The 13433-nt window shown below is 65.7% G+C and carries 11 protein-coding genes; 5 read left to right on the top strand and 6 right to left on the bottom strand.

The features are described 5' to 3' along the window. Position 1: 1 nt before the first annotated feature. The 4 genes from murB to ppk1 all read left to right on the top strand — a co-directional run bounded on the left by murB (position 2) and on the right by ppk1 (position 5697). Positions 2-1021: a UDP-N-acetylmuramate dehydrogenase gene (gene murB / locus JNG39_RS02250; protein ID WP_368310793.1), complete on the top strand. Its 1020-nt coding sequence runs from the start codon at positions 2-4 to the stop codon at positions 1019-1021. A 129-nt stretch (positions 1022-1150) separates the two neighbouring features. After that, complete coding sequence (locus JNG39_RS02245) at positions 1151-2197, top strand: RHS repeat-associated core domain-containing protein (RefSeq protein WP_368309414.1); 1047 nt, start codon at positions 1151-1153, stop codon at positions 2195-2197. 90 nt (positions 2198-2287) lie between these two features. Continuing rightward, positions 2288-3382: an RHS repeat-associated core domain-containing protein gene (locus tag JNG39_RS02240; RefSeq protein ID WP_368309413.1), complete on the top strand. Its 1095-nt coding sequence runs from the start codon at positions 2288-2290 to the stop codon at positions 3380-3382. Between the two features lie 155 nt (positions 3383-3537). Continuing rightward, on the top strand, positions 3538-5697 hold the full coding sequence (ppk1, locus tag JNG39_RS02235) for a polyphosphate kinase 1 (protein WP_368309411.1): 2160 nt from the start codon (positions 3538-3540) through the stop codon (positions 5695-5697). A gap of 93 nt (positions 5698-5790) precedes the next feature. Here the strand turns inward: ppk1 and JNG39_RS02230 are convergent, their stop codons facing one another. Genes JNG39_RS02230 through JNG39_RS02215 form a run of 4 tightly spaced genes read right to left on the bottom strand, consistent with a single transcriptional unit; the run spans position 5791 to position 10420 of the window. Continuing rightward, positions 5791-8055, bottom strand: a complete 2265-nt coding sequence (locus JNG39_RS02230) for a thiamine pyrophosphate-dependent enzyme (protein WP_368309409.1) — start codon at positions 8053-8055, stop codon at positions 5791-5793. A gap of 22 nt (positions 8056-8077) precedes the next feature. Beyond that, the gene (locus JNG39_RS02225) at positions 8078-8680 is read right to left on the bottom strand and encodes a glutathione S-transferase family protein (RefSeq protein ID WP_368309408.1); all 603 of its coding nucleotides are present in this window, start codon (positions 8678-8680) and stop codon (positions 8078-8080) included. A 26-nt stretch (positions 8681-8706) separates the two neighbouring features. Continuing rightward, on the bottom strand, positions 8707-9240 hold the full coding sequence (locus JNG39_RS02220) for a GNAT family N-acetyltransferase (RefSeq protein ID WP_368309407.1): 534 nt from the start codon (positions 9238-9240) through the stop codon (positions 8707-8709). Between the two features lie 10 nt (positions 9241-9250). Beyond that, positions 9251-10420, bottom strand: a complete 1170-nt coding sequence (locus JNG39_RS02215) for an acyl-CoA dehydrogenase family protein (RefSeq protein ID WP_368309406.1) — start codon at positions 10418-10420, stop codon at positions 9251-9253. Positions 10421-10545: 125 nt separating this feature from the next. On the opposite strand from JNG39_RS02215, the gene JNG39_RS02210 reads away from it, so the two are divergent. Then, positions 10546-11421, top strand: coding sequence for a DMT family transporter (locus JNG39_RS02210; RefSeq protein ID WP_247373968.1), 876 nt, complete (start codon positions 10546-10548; stop codon positions 11419-11421). 90 nt (positions 11422-11511) lie between these two features. Here JNG39_RS02210 and JNG39_RS02205 read toward each other — a convergent pair whose 3' ends face one another. Then, positions 11512-12441: a 5'-nucleotidase gene (locus JNG39_RS02205; protein ID WP_368309404.1), complete on the bottom strand. Its 930-nt coding sequence runs from the start codon at positions 12439-12441 to the stop codon at positions 11512-11514. Between the two features lie 125 nt (positions 12442-12566). Next, positions 12567-13325, bottom strand: a complete 759-nt coding sequence (locus JNG39_RS02200; RefSeq protein WP_368309403.1) for an NAD kinase — start codon at positions 13323-13325, stop codon at positions 12567-12569. Between the last annotated feature and the right edge of the window lie 108 nt (positions 13326-13433).

Here is a 13433-nt window from a genome sequence, read left to right as displayed (position 1 = left end):
CATGGGCGGCTTCACCCTCGCTTCCGACGCGCCGCTCGGCTCGCGAAATACGCTGCGCGTGAACGCGCGCGCGAAGCTGTTGGCTGAAGTGCACGACGTCACGAAGATCCCCGAACTGCTGGCCTACCCCGCCGTGAAGAGCGGCCCGCTGCTGGTGCTGGGCGAGGGCAGCAACCTGCTCATCAAGGGTGACATCGACGGCACCGTGCTCGCCATGGCCAACCGTGGCGTGGAAACCTTCCAACGCGACGATCGCGTATTGATCCGGGTGGCCGCCGGCGAACGCTGGGACGATTTCGTGCGCTGGTCGCTGGGCCAGGGCTATGCGGGGTTGGAAAACCTGATCCTCATTCCCGGCACCGTCGGCGCCTCGCCCATCCAGAACATCGGTGCGTATGGCGTCGAGGTGTCGGAGTTCATCGATACCGTGGAAGCCTGGGACACGCACAAGAACGAATTCGTGGTGCTCGACAAGGCCGAGTGCGCGTTCTCGTATCGCCACTCCAGCTTCAAGCAACAGGCCGGGCGCTGGATCGTGGTGGCGGTCACCTTCGCCCTGCCCCGTGAGCGGCCGCTGTCGCTCGATTACGCGGGCATTCGCGAGGAAGTGGAAAAAATGGGCGTGGTGCGCGCTACGCCGTATCACGTGGCCGAAGCAGTCGTACGTTTGCGTTCGCGCAAGCTCCCCGACCCGGCCGTCATCGGCAACGCGGGAAGCTTCTTCAAGAATCCCATCGTCTCGGCGGCGAAGGCCGATGCGCTCGCCCTCGCCCATCCGGGACTACCGGTATGGCCCCATGCGGGGGGTACGGCGAAGATCTCCGCCGCGTGGCTTATCGAAGCCGCCGGGTTCAAGGGCCATCGTGACGGCGACGCGGGCATGTCGAATCGCCACGCGCTGGTGCTCGTCAACCACGGCAAGGCAAGCGGCCTGGAGCTTTGGGCGTTCGCGCGGAAAGTCATGGGAGGCGTCGAAGCGAGGTTCGGCGTGACGCTGGAAACCGAGCCGCAAGTGATCTAGCTCCCGCGCCAGCCAACTCGCCAAGGATGAACGGCGATCGCCCACCGTTTCCGAATTCGCGCCATCTCGATACTGGCCCGGATTTTCGCGACAAATTAGGATGGCGACGGATCCAAGGAACGGAACATAATGATGGCTTCGCAGCCGATCTACGCGGCGTATGGGCACCCTTCCCGCTCCGCGGCACAGGCGAGGACGGGCTACACCGGTCAGCTGGCGGAAGGGGGCACGGGTTGGCATCTCCTCGGCCAGCGCCCGTACAGCGTGCTGCACCGGCGTTTCCTCGCCCCTGATTCGGTCAGCCCCTTCGATGCCGGCGGCATCAACCGCTATGCCTATTGCGGTGGCGATCCGATCAACCGGACCGATCCCGACGGATCGACCTTTCTCGACATGCTGCCCCATGTAGGCGTGTTCGCGACACAACCCGCCTCACCCTCCCTGATGATGGCCGTACTGAATGCGACGTTGCAGACGGCATCCCCTCTCGATCGCGTCAAGAATTCCCGAAGGGCTTTTCGTGCGCTGATGAGAGGCGAGCCGGCGCCTCCCATCGTGCACCTCGGAAAGGCCGACGTTCCCGGCCAGCCGCTGACGTTCCGCTCGGTCGACGAGCAGCACCAGGTCCAGGTATTCAAAGGTGTAGAGGCGGTCGAGAGCCAGATACCCGACAGGATCATCCGCGACGCGAGCGGAAATGCCGTCCGCATCAGGCCATCGTGGCGCGTCGTCGAGTTCGGCAACACGAGGGCACACGTGACGGACGCCGTCGTCGACGCGGACGAAGTCGCTGAACGCGTCCGGCAGATCCGCGACGACCATCGCGACATCGCCAGAAACGTCCCTATCCACCTCATCACCGGCACCCACGGCAAGTTCAACGCGAACAACTACAACAAGAAAGGCATGCGCGTGGGCTCGGCTCGCCGGTTTTTCAACGAAGACGCCAGACGACTCGGGCAGTACAACGACGTCATCCTGCACGACGTGGGCCAAACCCACTTCAGCAGAATGACCGAAATTTTCGGCGACACCCGCCAGGAGAAAGACATCGTCCTGGGCTTTTGTTTCAGTGCCGTGGACGGCTACCTGTTGAGTCTGCTCAACGCATCCGATACGGCGGTGTACCACCTGGGCGTGTCAGCGGGTCGCCCAGGGCCGGTCCGGCGAATTTAACGGCGTCATTCCGAATTCGCGCCATCTTCGCAGTGGCCCCCATCTTCCGAACGCCTTATCGTCGATCCGGGGTTTCAAGGAGGAAGCGTCATGGTCGTCGAAACATGCGTTTACGGGGCGTACGGCGAGGCAACAGCCACCGTATCGAAAAGGCGCGCGGGGTACGCCGGCGGCATCGTCGAGCCATCCGTCGGCTGGTACATGCTCGGCCAGCGCATCTACAGCCCGATCCTGCGCCGTTTCCCAAGCCCGGACGCCCTTAGTCCTTTCGATGCCGGGGGGGTAAACCGCTATGCCTATTGCGGCGGCGACCCGATCGGGCGCGTCGACCCCGAGGGGCAGAGCTGGGTCGGATGGTTCATCCATACCTTGGGTGAGATGACCCTCTCCCCCCGGCAAGGCGTTGCAAAACCCAATATGACCTACGACTTCGCGATGCCGACATCATCCGCGGTCGCCGGCAGTTCAACCGAAAGCCTAAGCGCGTTGTCGAGCAGCGGGTCGATGCAGGACCTTTACAACAACAGTCGGAAAGTTGTCGAAGACTATGTCCTTAGTCTCGATGGGAAAGTACGATCGCCCTCGAAGCGGGGGAAGGTCGACATTCTTGGCGGCCAGTACGCAATACTATGGCCGTATGAAAAGGGCGCAAGGGCTACGACCGTGTTTCGCTCGGATCAACGGACCGTCACCATCATCGCCGCAAAGAATCCCTTTTTCGATGATCCCGGCAGGAGCCGGTACTTTGCCAGGCAGCAACTGGTACCCAAATGGCGAGTATTCGACAACGACGTCGGGGGGCATCATGTCGTTTCGGGCAGCAGTGTCACCATGGCTTTTCTGAATCCACTGGTAAAACAGCTGGAAAAGACCTTCAAAGACCAGACGCTGACCCTTTTGGCCGGAGCACACGGAAGACCCAACGGAATGAACTGGCTGCCCGACGGGAGCAGGATCGGCACTGAGCGAAAGTTCTTCGACAAGGTGGCAAGCATGGCCGAGCGGAACGGTTGGAATGCGACCGTCAAGAATTACGCGGACATCGACTCCCGCGAGTTCAGGGACATGCTGACGCAGCAAAAAGGCGTATTCGTCCACATCACCTGTTACGGCGCGGCGGATGTGGAGCTCATGAAGGCATTCCATGTCCAAAACGTCGAAATACGGTTTCGGCAAGACGTGTGATACCGCGTGTGTGCGGGTCGTTCCGTTCTTGAACGGCCCCTTGCCGTCCGGAAGGATGCCGTGTCACGCCAGCGTAAAAGCCCGGTCATAAGCTCCCTCGGCGGCGTACCATCAGGGCGTCGCGAACCGCGACGAGGACCGCAACCCTGGATACGATGACGCCGCCCACCGAACCGACCGTCACGCCGAAGAGTACCGCCGCGAAACCGTCGCCCGCTCCCGAGGCTACCGGCCCCGACCTCAACGACCCGGCGCTGTATGTCCACCGGGAACTGTCGCAGCTGCAGTTCAACATCCGCGTGCTCGACCAGGCCTTGGACGAATCCAAGCCTTTGATTGAACGACTGAAATTTCTGCTCATCTTCTCGTCGAACATGGACGAGTTCTTCGAGATCCGCGTGGCGGGCCTCAAGCAGCAGATCGCCTTCGACCACGAAGTGATCGGCGCCGACGGCATCCCGCCGCGCCGCGTGCTGGCCGAGATCGCCGAGATCGCCCACCGCCAGATCGAGCGGCAGTACCGGATCCTCAACGAGAAGATCCTCCCCGCGCTGGATGCCGAGGGCATCCGCATCGTGCGTCGCAACCAGTGGTCGCACAAGCAAAAGCTCTGGATCCGCCGCTATTTCCGCCACGAGGTGGCGCCGCTGATCACGCCGATCGGCCTGGACCCCACCCACCCGTTTCCCCGGCTGGTCAACAAGAGCCTCAACTTCATCGTGCAACTGGAGGGCACCGACGCCTTCGGTCGCGACTCGGGCCTGGCCATCGTGCCGGCGCCTCGCATCCTGCCGCGCATCATCCGCCTGCCGGCCGAGGTGTGCGAAGACGGCGACAACTACGTGCTGCTGTCGTCGATCATCCATGCGCATGCCGACGACCTCTTCCCGGGCATGCGCGTGCTGGGTTCGTACCAGTTCCGCCTCACCCGCAACGCCGACCTCTCGATCGACCCGGAAGACGTGGAAGACCTCGCGCGCACGTTGCGCGGCGAACTGTTCTCGCGCCGTTACGGCGACGCCGTGCGCCTGGAGGTGGCCGACAATTGCCCGAAGCCGCTGGTCGATTACCTGCTGAAGCAGTTCGCGCTCGACGCCGATTCGCTCTACGAGGTGAACGGGCCGGTGAACCTCGCCCGGCTGTTCGAGATGACCTTGAAGCCGGAGTACGCCAAACTCCAGTTCCCCACCTTCGTGCCCGCCTTGCCCAAGGTGCTGGCCGAGGCGGAAGACATGTTCGCGGTGATCGGCAAGCAGGACATCCTGCTCTACCACCCGTTCGAATCGTTCTCGCCCGTGGTCGACTTCCTGCGCCAGTCGGCGAAAGACCCGCAGGTGCTCACCATCAAGCAGACGCTGTATCGCAGCGGTGCCAACTCGGAAATCGTCGATGCGCTGGTGGAAGCCGCGCGAGCGGGCAAGGAGGTCACTGCCGTGGTCGAGGTGCGCGCCCGCTTCGACGAGGAATCCAACCTCACCCTGGCCTCGCGCCTGCAGCAGGCCGGTGCCGTGGTGACTTACGGCGTGGTAGGCGTGAAGACGCACGCCAAGCTGGCCTACGTGCAGCGCCGTGAACACGGCAAGCTGGTGGCTTATGCGCACCTTGGCACGGGCAACTACCATTCGGGCAACGCGCGCCTGTATACCGACTACAGCCTGCTGACCTCCGACGAAGCGTTGTGCGACGACGTGCATCGCCTGTTCCGCCTGCTCACCGGCATGGGCAAGGCGTTGAAGATGAAGCGCATGCTGTATGCGCCGTTCACGCTGAAGAAGACCCTCCTCGACCTCATCGCCCGCGAGGCGGCCCATGCCGCCGCGGGGAAGAAAGCGGAGATCGTCTGCAAGTTGAACGCGGTGACCGACCCGAAGATGATCCGCGCGCTTTACCGCGCCAGCCAGGCGGGCGTGAAGATCGAGCTGATCGTCCGCGGCATGTGCTGCCTGCGCGCGGGTATTCCCGGCGTGTCGCAGAACATCCGCGTGCGCTCGGTCGTGGGGCGGTTCCTGGAGCATAGCCGCGTGTACTGGTTCCACAACGACGGCGATCCCGATCTCTACCTCGCCAGCGCGGACATGATGGAGCGCAACCTGGATCGCCGCGTGGAGACGTGCTTTCCCATCGAGGGCAAGAAGCTCAAGCAGCGGGTGCGCAAGGAGCTGGATTACTACCTCACCGACAATCATTCGGCATGGCTGCAGCAGCCGGACGGGAGCTACACGTTGTTGCAGCCGGGTGCGGGGCAGCCGGTGCGGGATGCGCAGACGCAGTTGCTGGAGCGGTTCGGGGGCATCGCGGCGCCGGTGCCCGCCTGACGCCATCGCAACACGTTCGCCGATACGATCGGCTCCCACCCCTTCGGTAGCGACGTCTTTACCGAAGGGGTGGGAGCCGATCGTATCGGCGGACTACGCCAGCTCGGCGGCGGCCGCCACGATGTCGTCGTCACCGGGCAACACAAGGAAAGCCGCCCCCGCCAGTGGCGTAAACGTATCGGCACCCACCACGCGACGGATCGGCAGGCCTCCCAGCCCCGCCTCGACGATAGCCGTGATCACGCCCTCCCCCACGCCCGCGCTCTTGCGTCCTTCGTCCACCACCAGCACGCGCTTCGCCGACGCCGCCTGCGCGGCGATGAAGCCGTCGTTGAGCGGCACCAGCCAGCGCAGGTCGACCACGCGCACGTTCCAGCCCTGCGCCTGTTCGATGCGCCGCGCCGCGCGCAGGCTCATCGGCACGCCGTTGCCGAAGGTGAAGATCACCAGGTCGTCGGCCGCCTCGTGGTACACGCGCCCCTCGCCCAAAGGCATCGCCTGCCCTGGCTCGGGGTAATGGAACTGCCACTGCCCGTCGCCTGGCTCGTACAGGTCCTTGGTCATGTACAGCGCGATCGGCTCGAGGAACGCGACCACGCGCCCGTCCACCTTCGCCAGCGCCGCCATCGTGCGCAGCATGGTCGCCGCGTCGTCGCCACGACTCGGGCAACCCACCACCAGCCCGGGGATGTCGCGCAGCGCGGTGATCGAGTTGTCGTTGTGGAAGTGTCCGCCGAAGCCACGCTGGTAGCCCAGCGACGCCACGCGCATCAGCATGGGGTTGCGATACTGCCCGTTGGAGAAGAACTGCAGCGACGCCGCTTCGCCGCGGATCTGGTCGCAGGCATTGTGGAAGTACGCCAGGTACTGGATCTCGGGCAGCGGCAGCATGCCCATGTTGGCGTAGCCCTGGGCCAGGCCGAGGATCATCGTCTCGTCGAGCAGCGTGTTGAACACGCGCGCGTTGCGGAACGCCTTATGCAGCCCCTTCGTCACCGTGTACACGCCGCCCTTCTGCGCCACGTCTTCGCCGAACAGCAGGCTTTCCGGGTATTTCGCCATCAGCTCGTGCAGCGCCTGGCCGATCTGGACGGCGAGGTGGCGCGCGGGCTGTTTCTCGGGCAATTTCTCCGCGCCACCGAAAGCGCGCTCGCGTTCCGCCACGTCGCCCTTGCGCTCGGCTTCCGCGCGCACGGCCTCGGGCGAATACGGCGCGAGCGGTGCCATCACGTCGGCGAGGCGGGTGAGCTTCGGCGTGCGATCGGCTTCGTCGGCGGCGGCGAAACAACGCCTGCGGATGTCGTTGTAGAGGTTGAGCAGGCTGTCGCGGTCGTAGAGGCCCGAGGCGAGCGCGATGGTGGCGCTGCGCAACAACGGGTCGGTGGCCTCCAGCGCCACCAGCTCTTCCACCGAACGCCATTCGATCTCGAAGTCGGTGCCCGCATGCCCCATCACGCGCGTGGTGTTCAGGTGCAGGAAGGTCGGGCGACGCGTGGTGCGGCAATGCTCGACGGCGCGCTGCACGCCCGCGTAGCCACCGGCCAGGTCGAGGCCGTCGGCATAGAAATAATCGAGGTTGGCGCGTTGCTGGAAATTGCTCGCCACCCAGCCCCCCGGTGTCTTTACCGAGATGCCGATGCCGTTGTCTTCGCAGACGAAGAGCACCGGCGCGGGCAGCTTCTGGTACGCCGTCCATGCGGCCGCGTTGAAGGCGGTCTGCGCGGTGGCGTGATTGGACGAGGCGTCGCCGAACGAGCAGATCGCGATCGAATCCCCGGGAATCGGCAGCGCATGGCCGATGCGCCTGCCCTGCTCGATGGCGATGGCCGTACCCAGCGCCTTGGGCAGGTGCGAGGCGATGGTGGAGGTCTGCGGCAGCACCCACAACGGCTTGCTGCCCCATACCTTGTGGCGACCGCCGGAGGCCGGATCCTCGGCGCTGGCCGCGAAGGACAGCGCCGAGTCCATGATCGGATCCATGCCCGGCAGCTTGCGGAAACGCTCGGCCATGAAGCCACCGCTGCGGTAATGCAGGAAGGCCGGGTCGGTGTGCCGCGTGAGCCGCGCCACCATGGCGTTGCCTTCGTGGCCCGAGGAACCGATGGTGTAGAACACCTTGTTCTGCACGCGCAGCACGCGCGCCATCAGGTCGAGGTGCCGACTGATCAGCTGCGACTCCAGCAGCTCGCGAAAGCCGCGGGCATCGAGCGCGCTGCCCGGCAACACGGGCTCGTCGTCGCGCGGCGCGCGGGCGACGTCCCCCTGCCAGAACTGCACGAACTCGACGAAATTCTGGTCGACGATCTCGGCGCGGTTGAAGCCCTTGTGGCGGGCGGCGATGGGATGCGGAACGGACATGGACGAACTTCCGTAAAAGAAATCAGGTGTGCATGGGGCGAAAGCCCGGCTGCGCGCGCACGCGCTCGAGCCAGGCCACGATGCGCGGCCAGCGCGAGAGGTCGAAGCCGCCGTCGGGTGCGCAATGCGTATAGGCGAACAGGGCGATGTCGGCCACGCCGAACGCGCCGCCGCTGAAGAACGCCTCGCGCGCGAGCGCGTCTTCCATCACGTCGAGCGCCTTGCCGCCCTTGTCGAGCAGTTGCGGCATCTCGGCGTGGCGAGCGTGCCCTTCCGGCAACCACAGGCGAATGAAGCGCGCCACGGCTACCGCGGGCTCGTGCGTGTACTGTTCGAAGAACATCCATTGCAGGGTGATGGCACGCTTCCACGGATCGGCGGGAAGATACGGCGTGTCTTCGGCCAGATAGCAGAGGATGGCATTGGATTCGGACAGGCGACGGCCGTCGTCGAGCACCAGCAGCGGCACCTTGCCGTTGGGGTTCAGCGCCAGAAATTCGGGCGTACGCGTTTCGCCGTGCGCGCTGTCGACGTCGACCCAGCGATAGGGCTTGCCGAGCATGTCGAGCAGGCATTGCAGTTTGTAGCAATTGCCGGACGAGCGCATGCCGTATACGGTGAACATCGACGCATTCCTCGAAGGCGGACGAATCAGCGACGGGCTTTCCACCGCTCGCGGGTCTGGCCCCACAGGTCGACGCGGTCGCCGGCGAAGGGCGCGGGTAACTCCCCCGGGCCGAGCAACGTGGAGCCGAGTTTCTTCGCCACCGCGATGGAGGCGAGGTTGTCGGGGTTGATCGAGTGGATCACGTCGGTCCAGCCGAGGTTGTCGAAAGCCCAGTCCATCGATGCGGCCGCGCCCTCGGTGGCGTAGCCCTTGCCCCAGCTCTCGCGTACCAGGCCCCAGCCGATCTCGTGGCCCGGCCAGCCCTCGGGTTCCCAGGGGCCGAGCCGGCCCATCCAGCGCCCCGAGGAACGCTCGATCACCGAGAACATGCCGAAACCCAGGAGGCTCCAGCTGCCGCCCATGGTCATGAAGTTGCGCCAGGCCAGCGCGCGCGGCTGCGGGCCGCCGAGGAACTTCGTCACGACGGGATCGGCAAGGCATTCGGCCCAGGCGTCGAAGTCTTCCGGCGCCGTGGGCCGCAGGATCAGGCGGTCGGTCTCGATGATCGGGCCGTGCATCGGCGATCCTTCAGAACGCGTTGATGCCGGTCAGTTCGCGCCCCACCACGAGCTGGTGCACCGTCTCGGTACCCTCGTAGGTGATGACCGATTCGAGATTGAGCGCGTGGCGGATGGCCGAGTGCTCGGTGGTGATGCCGGCGCCGCCGAGAATGTCGCGGCAATCGCGCGCGATGTCGATGGCCATGCGCACGTTGTTCCACTTGGCCAGCGACACCTGCGTGGGCTGCATGTGGCCGGCGTCCTTCAGGCGACCGAGCTGCAGCGAGAGCAGTTGCGCCGTGGTGATACGGCGGGCCATGTCGGCCATCTTCAGCTGCACCGCCTGGTTGGCGGCCAGCGGACGGCCGAACAGGATGCGGCCGGCGGTGTAGTCGAGCACTTCCTTGAGGCAGGCCTGCGCGGCGCCGATCGGGCCCCAGGTGATGCCGTAACGGGCCTGGGTGAGGCAGCCCAGTGGGCCCTTGAGGCCCTTCACGTTGGGCAGCCGCGCGCTGTCGGGCACGCGCACGTCGTCGAAGAACAGCCCCGAGGTGACCGAGGCGCGCAGGCTCATCTTCTTGTGTACTTCCTGCGCGGCGAAGCCCTGGGTGTCCGTGGGCACGATGAAGCCCTGGATGCCGTCGTCGGTCTGCGCCCAGACGATGGCGATATGGGCCAGGTTGCCGTTGGTGATCCACATCTTGGCGCCGTTGATCACCCAGTCGCCGCCATCCTTGCGGGCCACGGTCTTCATGTTGGCCGGGTCGGAGCCGCCGTGCGGCTCGGTGAGGCCGAAGCAGCCGATCACCTCGCCCGCCGCCATGCGCGGCAGCCATTCGCGCTTCTGCTCTTCGGAGCCGTAGGCGAAGATGGGATACATGCACAGCGAGCTCTGCACCGAGGCGAAGCTGCGCAGGCCGGAATCGCCGCGCTCCAGTTCCTGGCAGATCAGGCCATAGCTCACGCCGTTCATGCCGGCGCAGCCGTATTCCTCGGGCAGGGTGGCGCCCAGCAGGCCCAGCGAGGCGATCTCGGGCACCAATTCAGCCGGGAAACGGCCCTGGTCGAAGCAGTCGCCGATGATCGGCAGCACCTTTTCGTCGACGAAGCGGCCGACGGTGTCCTGCACCATGCGCTCTTCTTCGGTGAGCAGCGAACGGATGTCGTAGAGGTCGAGCGGATCGAGACGATGGGCCATGCGAGGGGACTCTGGGACGGGCTGCCGGAAAGTCCCCGATTGTAGCGGCCCGCCCTCGGGCTGGTCATGCCGGGGCGCAGCAAACCGGCCCATAATGGGCCACCCTCCCCGTCCCGGAATTCCCCATGTTCAAAGGCGTGCTCCTCGGCTTCGCCTGCTACGCGGCCTATGCGTGGAGCGACGCCTTCGTGAAGTCGCTCGAGGGCACCCTGCCCGCCTACGAGGCGGTGTTCTTCGGCGCCGTGCTGGCCCTGGCGGCCCTGCCCTTCCTGAAGAAACCGGGCGACCGCTGGAGCGAGGTGGTGGTCTCGAAGCTGCCCGGCCTCTGGCTGCTGCGCGCCACCGCCGGCGCCATCGGCAACGTCACCGCCGTGATGGCCTTCACCGCGCTGCCCATGGCCGAGGCGTTCTCGCTGATCTTCCTGCTGCCGATCTTCGTCACCATCCTCTCGGTGGTGTTCCTGCGCGAGCACGTGGGCTGGCGGCGCTGGTCGGCCGTGGTGGTGGGCTTCCTCGGCGTGCTGGTGGTGTTGCGCCCCGGATTCCGGCACCTGGGCACGGGGCATGTCGCGGCGATCATCTGCGGCATCACCGGCGCGCTGTCGATCATCGCCCTGCGCATGGCGGGCGCCTCCGAGAAACGCATCACGCTGTATGGCGCCGGCGTGGTCGGGCCGATGATCGCGGGCTTCGTGATGATGCTGCCGCACTTCGTCTGGCCCACCTGGCACCAGTGGTTCCTGGTGCTGGGCTACGGCCTCCTGGCCGCCGCGGGCGCGGTGCTGCTCATGCTCGCCACGCAGAACGCACCGGCCAATCGCGTGGCACCCACGCAGTACAGCCAGATGCTGTGGGCGATCCTGTTCGGCTACCTGCTGTTCCACGACCACCTGGACTGGCCGATGCTGATCGGGATCGTGATGATCCTCGGGGCCGGCCTCTTCACGTTCGTGCGCGAGGAGAAGAAAACGCAGTGGTGGCGGTGGACGAATATCGTCTGAGGCAACCTTGCCATCGCCGATGAATCGGCTCCTACCGAGCCGGGCGTGGCGGGCGTGCGATCTGCTTGGCAGGAGCCGATGTATCGGCGATCAGGCGTTGGAAACACCGTGCGGCACGTGGCCGGTGGCGACCACACGGCGCGCCGATTCCACGTTGGCCGGGGAATCGTCGAAGAAGATGTCCGCTCCGAAGGCGTCGAGGAACGGCCCCTTGTCCCGCCCGCCGAGGAACAACGCCTCGTCGATGCGCACGCCCCAGCGGCGCAGCGTGAGGATCACGCGCTTGTGCGCCGGGGCGGAACGGGCGGTGACCAGGGCCGTGCGGATCGGCGCCGTTTCCGCCGGGAACGCCGCCTGGAGGCGATGCAGCGCCGAAAGGAAACCGCGGAAGGGGCCACCCGACAGCGGCTCGGCCCAGAGGTCGGATTCGTTCTGGTGAAACGCTTCGAGGCCTTGCTCTTTCGACACCCGCTCGCCTTCGTCGCCGAAGATCACCGCATCGCCGTCGAAGGCGATGCGCAACTGCTCGGTGGAACGCGGTGGGGCCGTCGAGGGCAGGATCGTCGCGGCCGCGACGCCGGCACGTAGCGCACGGCCCACGTCCTCCGCGTTGGCGGACAGGAACAGGTCGGCCTTGAACGGCGCGATGTAGTCGGACGTGGGGGCGCCACTGGTGAAGGCGGCACGTGAAATGCCCAGCTTGTAGTGCTGGATGGCATTGAAAATGCGCAGGCCCGTGTCGCCGGAGTTGCGCGACAGCAGGATCACTTCCACCGCCGGAAGGTCGGCCGAGAGCTTGTTGAGGCCCAGCAGCTTCTGCACCAGCGGAAAGGCGACGCCGGGCTTCAGCAGTTCGTTCTCGTGCTCGATCTGGTAGGCACGGTAGGCGTCGAGGCCGTCGCGCTCGAACAGTTCGTGGCTGCTTTCCATGTCGAACAGCGCCCGCGAGGAAATGGCCACGACGAGGCGGTTGTCGTTCGCGGAGGACGCGGCGTGGGCGTTGGTCTCGGGGGTGGTCATGGGGTGGTCCGCTCGATGCTTGCTGTGGGCATCGTACATCGTCGGGGCCACGGCTTCCTCGCCCCGTAGACGAGCCGCGGTGACCTGCCTACCGAAGGGGTGGGAGCCGATCGCATCGGCGAACCCTACGGAGCGAATTGTTCGTCGAGAATCCGCTGCTGCAGGTTGTGTTCCGGATCGAACAGCAGGCGCACGGAGCTGCGGCGCGCCTGGCGGATCTCCACCGTGCGCACGTCGCGCACCTCGTGGAAATCGGCCGTGGCGCTGATCGGCCGCTTGTTCGGATCTTTCGTATCGAACGCCACCTTGGTGGCATGCGGCAGGATCGCACCGCGCCAGCGACGGGGGCGGAACGGGCTGATCGGCGTAAGCGCCAGCACGTTGGCGTCCAGCGGCAGGATCGGGCCATGCGCGGAGAGGTTGTAGGCGGTGGAACCCGCCGGCGTGCTGAGCAGGATGCCGTCGCAGACCAGTTCTTCCAGCTTTACTTCGCCGTTGAGCCGAACCTGCAGGTGCGCGGCCTGGTTGCTCTGGCGCAGCATCGCCACTTCGTTGAAGGCGATGGCGCGGTGCTCCATGCCGTCGCGGCAGGTGCAGTGCATTTCCAGCGGATGGAGCACGGCGGGATGGGCCCGCTCCACGCGCTCGGCGAGGCCGTCGATGGCGTGGCGGTTCATGAGGAAACCGATACGGCCGAGCTTCATGCCATAGAAAGGCACGCCGAGCGAACGGTAGGCATGCAGCGTACGCAGCATGAAGCCGTCGCCGCCGAGGGACACGATGATGTCGGCCTCACCGGGCTCCACGCCGCCATAGCGTTTGTCGAGCGCCGCGCGGGCGCGTTGGGCGACTTCGGTTTCGCTGGCGACGAAGGCTAGGCGCATGGAGGTGACTTCCTGATCCAGCGTTGGAGCTTATCCGCTCGAACACCTGTCGGATAGAGCACCCCGCTCGATAGGAGCCGCTTCGCCGATGAATCGGCTCCTGCCGAG

It is taken from the genome of Luteibacter sp. CQ10 (genome assembly GCF_040900725.1).
GTDB lineage: Bacteria > Pseudomonadota > Gammaproteobacteria > Xanthomonadales > Rhodanobacteraceae > Luteibacter.
The sequence above is the reverse complement of the archived record's forward strand: the minus strand, read 5'-3'. Positions and strand labels throughout refer to the sequence as shown.

Excerpts from the sequence above, each read along its gene's own strand:
- JNG39_RS02220 (WP_368309407.1), bottom strand. The coding sequence starts at position 9,240 with ATGCACGGCCCGATCATCGAGACCGACCGCCTGATCCTGCGGCCCACG.
- JNG39_RS02245 (WP_368309414.1), top strand. The coding sequence starts at position 1,151 with ATGATGGCTTCGCAGCCGATCTACGCGGCGTATGGGCACCCTTCCCGC.
- JNG39_RS02230 (WP_368309409.1), bottom strand. The coding sequence starts at position 8,055 with ATGTCCGTTCCGCATCCCATCGCCGCCCGCCACAAGGGCTTCAACCGC.
- JNG39_RS02225 (WP_368309408.1), bottom strand. The coding sequence starts at position 8,680 with ATGTTCACCGTATACGGCATGCGCTCGTCCGGCAATTGCTACAAACTG.
- ppk1 (WP_368309411.1), top strand. The coding sequence starts at position 3,538 with ATGACGCCGCCCACCGAACCGACCGTCACGCCGAAGAGTACCGCCGCG.
- JNG39_RS02200 (WP_368309403.1), bottom strand. The coding sequence starts at position 13,325 with ATGCGCCTAGCCTTCGTCGCCAGCGAAACCGAAGTCGCCCAACGCGCC.
- JNG39_RS02210 (WP_247373968.1), top strand. The coding sequence starts at position 10,546 with ATGTTCAAAGGCGTGCTCCTCGGCTTCGCCTGCTACGCGGCCTATGCG.
- JNG39_RS02215 (WP_368309406.1), bottom strand. The coding sequence starts at position 10,420 with ATGGCCCATCGTCTCGATCCGCTCGACCTCTACGACATCCGTTCGCTG.
- JNG39_RS02205 (WP_368309404.1), bottom strand. The coding sequence starts at position 12,441 with ATGACCACCCCCGAGACCAACGCCCACGCCGCGTCCTCCGCGAACGAC.
- JNG39_RS02240 (WP_368309413.1), top strand. The coding sequence starts at position 2,288 with ATGGTCGTCGAAACATGCGTTTACGGGGCGTACGGCGAGGCAACAGCC.
- murB (WP_368310793.1), top strand. The coding sequence starts at position 2 with ATGGGCGGCTTCACCCTCGCTTCCGACGCGCCGCTCGGCTCGCGAAAT.